The organism is Streptomyces sp. 8N616 (assembly GCF_052246385.1).
GTDB lineage: Bacteria > Actinomycetota > Actinomycetes > Streptomycetales > Streptomycetaceae > Streptomyces.
On sequence record NZ_JBQQBY010000093.1, the window covers coordinates 1 to 1,489 of the forward strand.

The window sequence follows — 1,489 nt, forward strand, 5'->3', positions numbered from 1 at the left end:
TGGTCGGTCGGGGGGCGGGGCCCGGGCGGTTTGTGGCGGTGGCGTTGCCTCGGTCGGCGGATCTGGTGGTGGCGCTGCTGGCGGTGCTGAAGTCGGGTGCGGCGTATCTGCCGTTGGACACCGAGTACCCGGCTGACCGGCTCGCCTACATGCTCCAAGACGCGCGTCCGCAGTCGATGCTGACGGTGGGTGAGCTGGATGGCTTGCTGCCGGAGGCGGATGTGCCGCGGGTGCTGATGGATGCGCCGGAGACGGTGGAGGAGCTGTCGCATCTGGCGGCGGGGAATCTGGACACCGGGGAGAGGCGCGGTGGGGTCTCTGCGCTGGATCCGGTTTATGTGATCTATACGTCGGGGTCGACGGGTCGCCCGAAGGGTGTGGTGGTGCCGGGTGGGGCGTTGGTGAATTTCCTGGGTTCGATGGGTGAGGTGTGCGGGTTCGGGGTGGGTGACCGGTTGTTGGCGGTGACCACGGTCGGGTTCGACATTGCGGGGCTGGAGTTGTTCGGGCCGTTGGTCAGTGGTGGGTGTGTGGTGGTGGCCGAGCGTGAGCGGGTGCGTGATCCGCGGGCGTTGGGCGATCTGATGGCTTCCGCTGGTGTGACGGTGATGCAGGCGACGCCGAGTTTGTGGCGTGCTGTGGTCGCTGAGGGTGTGCGGCTTGCTGGTGTGCGGGTGCTGGTGGGGGGTGAGGTGCTGCCGGCCGATCTGGCGGGGGTGCTGGTCGAGCGGGCGGAGTCGGTGACGAATCTGTACGGGCCGACGGAGACGACGATCTGGTCCACGGCTTCGGTCGTCGATGGGGTCGTGGAGGGTGCTCCGGGGATCGGTGGTCCGATTGCCAACACGCGGGTGTATGTGCTCGATGGGCGGTTGCGGCCGGTTCCGGTGGGGGTTCCTGGGGAGCTGTATGTGGCCGGTGAGGGGGTGGCGCTGGGGTATGTGAACCGGGCGTCGCTGACGGGTGAGCGGTTTGTGGCGGACCCGTTCGGTTCGCCGGGGTGCCGTATGTATCGGACCGGTGATCTGGTGCGGTGGTCGGCCGCGGGCGGCTTGGAGTATCTGGCCCGGGTCGATGACCAGGTCAAGGTGCGGGGTTTCCGTATCGAGTTGGGTGAGATCGAGTCCGTGCTCGTGTCGCATCCGCAGGTGGCGCAGGCTGCTGTGGTCGTGCGTGAGGACCGGCCCGGGGACAAGCGTCTGGTGGGCTATGTCGTCGCGGGTGCCGGGGAGCCGGTGCCGCAGGCCGTGGATCTGCGGGGGCATGTCGCCGCGTCGTTGCCGGAGTACATGGTGCCCTCGGCGTTGGTGGGGGTGGAGGCTTTTCCGCTGACGCCCAACGGCAAGCTGGACCGGCGGGCTCTGCCCGCCCCGGACTACGGTCCGGAGTGGGTCGGGCGGGCGCCGCGCTCTCCCCGCGAGGAGATCCTGTGCGGCCTGTTCGCCGAAGTCCTCGGCCTGACCGGCATCAGCATCGACGACAGCTTCTT

Annotated in this window: 1 protein-coding gene; it reads left to right on the forward strand. The window is 68.6% G+C overall.

The annotated features are described in order from the left end of the window. Positions 1-68: 68 nt before the first annotated feature. Positions 69-1,489 (forward strand): amino acid adenylation domain-containing protein (locus ACTWQC_RS35750; RefSeq protein ID WP_443320039.1); only part of this gene is annotated, 1,421 nt, incomplete at its 3' end.